The organism is Bacteroidota bacterium, assembly GCA_018698135.1.
Taxonomy (GTDB): Bacteria; Bacteroidota; Bacteroidia; order CAILMK01; family JAAYUY01; genus JABINZ01.
This window is the reverse complement of the sequence record JABINZ010000153.1, coordinates 33,382-40,803: the sequence shown is the minus strand read 5'-3', so window position 1 is coordinate 40,803 and position 7,422 is coordinate 33,382. Positions and strand designations below refer to the sequence as shown.

The following is a 7,422-nucleotide window of genomic DNA, read 5'->3' as shown; positions in this document are numbered from 1 at the left end:
TATTTAAAAAACAACAAGCTGGATGGTGATATTGATGAGGAAAAACTCATTGAACAATATAAACAGGAAGTTGACCGACAATTTACAGAAGCAGAAAACTATCCGAAATATAAACTAGAAGATGCTTTCAAATATATGTATGCTGATATGCCTGATGATCTAAAAAATCAAATGGTCGAACATGAGAATTTCTTAAAGTGGAAGGAGGCAAGAAAATGAAAGTAATGAATATGGTTCAGGCTGTTAACGATGCTATCGATATAAAAATGGCTGAGGACAAAGACATTATCGTTTTTGGAGAAGACGTTGGAGTTGAAGGAGGTGTTTTCCGAGTTACTGAGAATTTACAAAAAAAGCATGGAGCCGATCGTTGCTTTGATACTCCTTTAGCAGAATCCGGAATTATTGGAACAGCTGTAGGAATGTGTGTAGCAGGATTACGCCCTGTTGTGGAAATGCAATTTTCTGGTTTCCTCTACCCTGCTTTCAATCAAATTGTTTCTCATGCAGCTCGTTATCGCAATCGGACAAGAGGCAGATATAAAACACCCATGGTTATTCGAATGCCCTATGGAGGTGGTATTAATGCATTGGAGCATCATTCCGAAAGTATGGAAGCATTTTTTGGTCATACACCTGGATTAAAAGTAGTAATTCCTTCAACACCATATGATGCTAAAGGTTTGTTAACAACCGCAATTGAAAGTGATGATACCATTATTTTCATGGAACCAAAAAGAATTTACAGGGCCATTAAACAAGAAGTCCCTGAAGAAAAATTCAGTATCCCTATTGGTAAAGCAAAAGTATTAACTGAAGGTACTGATGTGACTATCGTGGCTTATGGCGCTTTAATCAGAGAAGTCCAAAAAGCAATGATATTGGCAAAGCAGGCTGGTATTTCAGTCGAGTTAATTGATTTAAGAACAATCTATCCTTTGGACAAAGAAACAATTGCTAAATCTGTAAAGAAAACTGGTCGTATTATCACGGTGGCAGAAGGACCAATTAGTTTTGGTGTTGGAGCTGAAATTACTGCTGTTGTTAATGAACATGCTTTTTTAAGTTTGGAAGCTCCACCAAAACGTGTTCAGGGATTTGATACAATAGTACCTCTTCCAAAAGGAGAGCATTATTATATGATTAGTCCAGAAAAGATATTTTACGAAATCGAACGGACCGTTAAATTCTGAAAAATATAAGCTATGAGATATATTTTTAATTTTCCTGATATTGGTGAAGGATTGGATGAAGGAACCATCGCTGAATGGTATGTGGAAAAAGGCCATCAGGTGAAATCAGGTGACCCACTAGTCAAGATGGAAACCGATAAAGTTGTGACAGATATTCCTTCTCCTAAAACAGGCACCATCGTAGCTGTTTATGGACACGTTGGTGACACTATACATGTTGGCAATCCATTAGTTGAAGTTGAAATCGAAGGCATTGAAGGAGAAGCTGCACAAGATGAAGCGAAAACTGATTTGACAACTGAACCTATTGAAGAAGGCGCTGGAGTTGTTGGAACACTTGAAGTTGCAGGTAATGCTGCTTTTTTACCATCGAGCACAGAAGGAATTGCAGAAAGCAAAACAGACGAAAAGAAAACAACACAGAAAGCTTTAGCTACACCTGTTGCCCGAGCAATGGCAAAGGATTTGGGTATTGACATCAATCAAGTTTCAGGCACAGGACCTGGAGGAAGAGTAATCATTAGTGATGTCAAGAAATTCCATGAAAGCTTTGGTCAGGCAAGTATTGCACAAACGATTATTCCTGATCAGACAGAGCGAGTTACTTATGAACCACTGACTCAGATAAGAAAAGCTATCGCCAGAAATATGCTGGCTTCTAAGCAGAATGTTCCTCACATGACCGTACATGATGAAGTTGAAGTAACTGAACTGATTCATATCAGAGCAAAATTCAAAGAAGAATATGCAAAAAAAGAAGTTAAACTCAGCTATCTTCCCTTTGTCGTAAAAGCCACAGCCTTAGCATTGAAAAAATTCAGAACTATCAATGCCCAATTGGATATGGAAAACGAACGCATGATTTTTAAGAATTATGTAAACATTGGAATTGCCGCTGATACCGAAGATGGATTAGTAGTTCCAGTAATTAAGGATGCTGATAAAAAATCAATTTTTGAGCTTGCAAATGAAATTAATGAAATTGCTAAAAAAGCAAGTAAAAGAGAATTAAGACTTGAGGATATGCAAGATGGAACCTTTACCATTACTAATTACGGATCAATTGGAGGTATGCATGCAAATCCTATAATTAATTATCCGCAAGCAGGCATACTGGGTGTGGGTCGTTTAGTAAAAAAACCAGTTGTAGTTGGAAATGAAATTATTCCAGGAACCATCCAACCTCTTTCATTAGCTGTTGATCATAGAATAGTTGACGGAGGTGATGTGACTCGTTTTTTAAATCAAATTATGGAATTCTTAGCAGATCCCATTTCAATGCTAATGGATTAATAAAATTGCAAAATGTTAAACTGTCAAATTATTAATATAGAATTGAACAATAAAATACAACGAATACTATATTCTCAATTTTACAATTTCTCAGTTTATCTATCACTTAATTAAGACTTAAACAAACAATCAATTCTCGGATTATGGAATATGATGTAATTATAATAGGTTCAGGACCTGCAGGTTATGTAGCAGCAATCAGAGCCGGACAAGTTGGATTAAAAACAGCTTTAATTGAAAAAAAACACATTGGTGGTATGTGCTTAAATTGGGGTTGTATTCCTACAAAAGCGCTTATTGAAAGTGGCAAATTTTATCACAAACTAAATCAAGCCAAAAAATTTGGTATTGATGGAATTGATTTGCAAGAAGTAAGTTTTAATTGGGAAAATGCCAAGAAACGAGCAAATACTATCATTAAGAAACTAACAGGTGGCGTTGAGTATTTGCTCAAGAAAAATGGAATTGAAATCATTATTGGAGAAGCAAAAATTACATCCAATAATTCTGTTAGTGTTAACAATAGGACAATTGAAGCAAAAAACATCATTATTGCCACTGGTTCCTATCCTAAGCCAATTAATGCTAATATTCCTGATGATATTCAGGTTCAAATGGACAGATTATTTGAGCTGAAGGAGATCCCTCAAAATATTGTCCTTACAGGTTATGGGCCCACAGTAGCTGAAATGGCACAGTTCTTTAAATTCATTGGAAAGGATGTAACAATACTTGTAAATGAAGAATTCATTATTCATGATGCCGATCAATATTTATCAAAGTATCTGGAGAGAAAACTAAAAGAGGACAAAATAAAGATTATTCATGTAGATGAAATTGGTGGTTACAAAAATGGACAATTACTAGTTGGAGAGAATAAAATAAATTGCGATAAAGTAGTCAATTGCAACTATCGGAATGGTATTACTCCGGTTACAGATATCAAATTAGAGATCAATGAAGATGGTTTTTTACAGACTGATGACAATCTTCAAACAAATGCAGCCAGAATTTATGCCATAGGTGATGTTAATGGTAAAAGCTATTTAGCGCATGCTGCATCTGCCCAAGGCATTTGGTTAATCAATCATCTTAAAGGGATAAAGAATACCTTAAACATGAAGCTTTATCCTTTGAATATTTATACATCTCCTGAAATTGCTCAAATTGGCATGAGTGAAGCCGAGATTAAGGAAGAGGGATACGAATATAAGATTAATGAATTTCCTCTTACAGCAAATGGCAAATCGCTTACTGAAGGCAATTCAGATGGTCTTTTACGCTTATTATCAGAAACGAAATATGGTCAGGTATTAGGTGTTCAAATTATTGCAGAGCATGCAACAGATATGATTGCTGAAGCTTCTGCTTATATGCAACTTGAAGGGACAGTATATGATATTGCGCAAACCATACATGCACATCCTACCGTTTCAGAAATATTTATGGAAGCAGGATTTGATGCAGTTGATCAGGCAATTCATAAGTAGATAATTAGTATTTGATTAAAAATCAACCACCTAACTTCATGCAAATTCAGGTTAATGAATATGATCTTCCGGATATTTCCATACTAGATGATGAAAATTGGCCTGATTATAAATTCTTCACATGGTCACCAGAAAGAATTTATTTGATTCTTGGTCAAAGTAATAAAACTGAAAAATCCTTAATTATTGAAAATGTAATTAAGGACTCAATTAAAGTTTATAAGCGCCCTTCGGGTGGAGAATCAGTGATCCTCACTCCAAACACTCTAGTTATTTCAACATTAATAAAATCTGAAAAACTTGAGAATCCTGCCAAATACTTTGAAACTGCTAACAAAAAAATAATTGAAATACTTTCCTCACTAGGGATCAATAATCTTAAGCAAAAAGGAATTTCTGATATTGCAATTGGTGAAAAGAAAATTCTGGGATCTTCCATTTATCGCAAAACAAACAATGTATTTTATCATGCCGTACTAAATATCTCCGAGGAAACAGATTTAATGGAAAAATATTTAGCCCATCCAGGTAAAGAACCTGACTATAGATTGGGGAGGAAACATGAAGATTTTGTCACCTCAATTCATGCTGAAAATCATAAAATAGAATCAACTAGTATTGCGGCCAGCTTTTAGTCAAAAAAAAGGCTCATCATTTCTGACAAGCCTTTATAACATGAAAGTTGAACTTATTCCATCTCGATAAGCACTGTCAATTTCGGGACAATAGCACCTTCCTTAACTAATACACTTTTGATGATTCCATCCATAGGTGCAAGAATTTGATTATACATTTTCATTGCCTCCAAAATAAGCAGGGTATCACCTAATTTCACTTCATCTCCCTTTTTAACATTAATTTTTCCGACATTTCCAGGAATTAAAGCTTTAATTAGTTTATCATTTGCCGGCACCCATTTCTTCCTCTCTGTAAAAGACTTTGTCAATAAAGTTTTATACTTTGCAGTATGTATGACAAAGGTTGAATATTTGGGTTCTTTGTTAGGCTCAACTTTTTTGATTTCTACTTTCTTAGCCATCAGTCGTAAATTTTAAAATGGTGGTATACCATGTTTTTTCTTAGGTCCTTCTTCTGATTTGTGCTGAGAAATCTCAAGAGCATGAATCAGAAAACTTCTTGTTTCTGTTGGCTCTATGACAGCATCAACATAACCATAAGCCGCAGCAACATAAGGATTTGCAAATTTTTTCTTGTATTCCTTAATTTTCAACTGACGTACTTTATCAGGATCTTCCGCATTTTTAATTTCATTTCTAAAAATGATATTAGCAGCACCCTCAGGACCCATAACAGCAATTTCAGCAGTTGGCCAGGCAAATACAAAATCAGCTTTTAAATGTCGAGAACACATTGCAATATATCCTCCTCCATAAGCTTTTCTGACAATAACAGTGATTTTTGGAACCGTAGCTTCTGAATATGCATACAGAACTTTTGCACCATGACGAATTACACCAGCATGTTCTTGATCTACTCCTGGTAAATAGCCAGGGAGGTCAACTAATGTTACCAAAGGAATACTAAAAGCATCGCAATAACGAATAAAACGAGCTGCTTTATCAGAAGAATCAACATCCAAAACACCCGCCAAAAAGAGAGGCTGATTTGCGACAAATCCAACAGTTTCTCCATTCAATCGACTAAAGCCTACCACAATATTAGGAGCAAACATGGCTTGCACCTCCAAAAAAACAGAATCATCTCCAATGGATCTGATAATGTCTCTTACATCATAGGGTTGCTTGGCATCGCTTGGGAAAATCTTATCAATATTATATTCAGCTGTTTTAGGTTCTTTCTTCAAATAAGGAAGAGCTTTCCGCATATTATTCCAAGGAATAAAGCTTACTAATTGTTTTATTTGCTCAAAACATTCTTGCTCACTTTCAGCAAAAAAATGTGCATTTCCAGTTTTCTCGGCATGTACACGTGCTCCGCCTAATTCTTCCATGCTTATTTCCTCTCCCAACACAGTTTTGATAACTTCCGGTCCGGTAATAAACATTTTAGAAATATTTTCTACTACAAAAACAAAATCGGTTAAGGCTGGTGAATAAACTGCTCCCCCAGCACATGGACCTAAAATCACTGAAATTTGAGGAATTACACCAGATGCTTGGGTATTGCGATAAAATATTTCACCATAACCTGCTAATGAATTAACTCCTTCTTGAATACGGGCTCCACCTGAATCATTAATTCCAATCAACGGAACTTTCAACTTCATGGCATGATCCATAATTTTGGTGATCTTTTTAGCATGCATATACCCTAAAGATCCACCTGCAACTGTAAAGTCTTGTGCATATATGCAAATAGGATATCCATAAATAGTTCCGGTACCAGTAATTACCCCATCTCCGGGTAAATACTTTTTATCCATATCAAAATCTTTCGCAGCATGCTCAACAAACAAATCATACTCATGAAATGATTTAGGATCTAATAATGCGATAATCCTCTCACGTGCAGTCATCTTTCCAACAGACTTCTGTTTCTCAATGGCTCTTTCGCCACCCCCCTCAAGAGCACCTTTCATTCGCTTCTTCAGATCGTGTGTTTTCTGTTTAATTGACATAAAAATGTTTTTAGTTTAGAAATATTTATTACTCAAAGCAACAGATTACTCCAAGCTCGGCAAAAATAAACCTTATTTTTCAACTTAGTTGCATAAGTCTATTGATATAACTCACCTTATGAATACATCTTATTGTTTATCTGCCATTTACACAATAGCATTCCAAACCATAATCTGACTAGAAAAAAGAATATTTTCAATTTTTTTTCGTTATTAAATAATGAAAATCATGACAATACTTCAAATATTTATCCTATTGCTACTGATAATTTCTTGCTCATCTTCAAATAAAACAGATCATAATCAAATCAAAGCTGATGAGATTGTTGATGCACAAATTAATGAAGTAGATCCTCGTGAAATCATCAATCAGGTAAAATTAATTCCTGCACCAGAATCATACTCTCGAGTTTTAGTCAAGGAAAATTCCTTCGCTGAATATTTGAGAAATCTATACTTAAAAACTGAAAATAATGCTGTCGTATTATTTGATGGAAATTTAAAAGAAAATCAAACCGCACAATATAGGGTTCTTAAAATGGATGTTGGTGATAAAGACTTGCAACAATGTGCTGATGCTGTAATGAGACTATGGGCTGAATACTTGTTTGAACAAAAATTATTTGAGGAAATTCATTTTAACTTTACCAGTGGTGATGTAGCCAAATGGAATGAATATGCTGAAGGCTACAGACCAACAATTTCAGGAAATTCAGTAAGCTGGAATAAAACAAAGGATGAAGATTATTCATACCCAAACTTTAGAGAATATTTGAATCTGGTTTTTAATTATGCTGGTTCTTACTCATTAAGTAAGGAGTTAAAAACATGTCCAAAATCCATCTGA

The 7,422-nt window shown here is 35.0% G+C and carries 8 protein-coding genes; 6 read left to right on the top strand and 2 right to left on the bottom strand.

Translation table 11 applies throughout. The features are described 5' to 3' along the window. The 5 genes from HOG71_10100 to HOG71_10080 form a co-directional block, all read left to right on the top strand. Nucleotides 1-219, top strand: a 219-nt coding sequence (locus HOG71_10100; GenBank protein ID MBT5991188.1) for a hypothetical protein, incomplete at its 5' end; no start/stop codon positions are given. Further along, entirely contained in the window at nt 216-1,193 is a 978-nt protein-coding gene (locus HOG71_10095) for an alpha-ketoacid dehydrogenase subunit beta (protein ID MBT5991187.1), read from the top strand. The genes HOG71_10100 and HOG71_10095, both read left to right, overlap by 4 nt. 12 nt (nt 1,194-1,205) lie before the next feature. Then, nucleotides 1,206-2,486 (top strand): 2-oxo acid dehydrogenase subunit E2, encoded by a 1,281-nt coding sequence (locus HOG71_10090; GenBank protein MBT5991186.1) that lies wholly within the window; start codon nt 1,206-1,208, stop codon nt 2,484-2,486. A gap of 143 nt (nt 2,487-2,629) precedes the next feature. Then, nucleotides 2,630-3,976 carry a dihydrolipoyl dehydrogenase gene (lpdA, locus tag HOG71_10085; GenBank protein MBT5991185.1) on the top strand — a complete coding sequence of 449 codons (1,347 nt, stop codon included), beginning with the start codon at nt 2,630-2,632 and terminating at the stop codon, nt 3,974-3,976. An 11-nt stretch (nt 3,977-3,987) separates the two neighbouring features. Further along, nucleotides 3,988-4,611, top strand: a complete 624-nt coding sequence (locus tag HOG71_10080) for a hypothetical protein (GenBank protein ID MBT5991184.1) — start codon at nt 3,988-3,990, stop codon at nt 4,609-4,611. Nucleotides 4,612-4,664: 53 nt separating this feature from the next. Here HOG71_10080 and HOG71_10075 read toward each other — a convergent pair whose 3' ends face one another. Both HOG71_10075 and HOG71_10070 read right to left on the bottom strand, forming a co-directional pair. After that, nucleotides 4,665-5,015, bottom strand: a complete 351-nt coding sequence (locus HOG71_10075; protein ID MBT5991183.1) for an acetyl-CoA carboxylase biotin carboxyl carrier protein subunit — start codon at nt 5,013-5,015, stop codon at nt 4,665-4,667. 12 nt (nt 5,016-5,027) lie between these two features. Next, complete coding sequence (locus HOG71_10070) at nt 5,028-6,575, bottom strand: acyl-CoA carboxylase subunit beta (protein ID MBT5991182.1); 1,548 nt, start codon at nt 6,573-6,575, stop codon at nt 5,028-5,030. Between the two features lie 229 nt (nt 6,576-6,804). On the opposite strand from HOG71_10070, the gene HOG71_10065 reads away from it, so the two are divergent. Next, a complete protein-coding gene (locus HOG71_10065) occupies nt 6,805-7,422 on the top strand; it encodes a hypothetical protein (protein ID MBT5991181.1) in 618 nt (205 codons plus the stop codon).

Coding starts and splice junctions, on each gene's coding strand:
- HOG71_10065 (MBT5991181.1), top strand. CDS start 6,805: ATGACAATACTTCAAATATTTATCCTATTGCTACTGATAATTTCTTGC.
- HOG71_10075 (MBT5991183.1), bottom strand. CDS start 5,015: ATGGCTAAGAAAGTAGAAATCAAAAAAGTTGAGCCTAACAAAGAACCC.
- HOG71_10070 (MBT5991182.1), bottom strand. CDS start 6,575: ATGTCAATTAAACAGAAAACACACGATCTGAAGAAGCGAATGAAAGGT.
- HOG71_10095 (MBT5991187.1), top strand. CDS start 216: ATGAAAGTAATGAATATGGTTCAGGCTGTTAACGATGCTATCGATATA.
- lpdA (MBT5991185.1), top strand. CDS start 2,630: ATGGAATATGATGTAATTATAATAGGTTCAGGACCTGCAGGTTATGTA.
- HOG71_10090 (MBT5991186.1), top strand. CDS start 1,206: ATGAGATATATTTTTAATTTTCCTGATATTGGTGAAGGATTGGATGAA.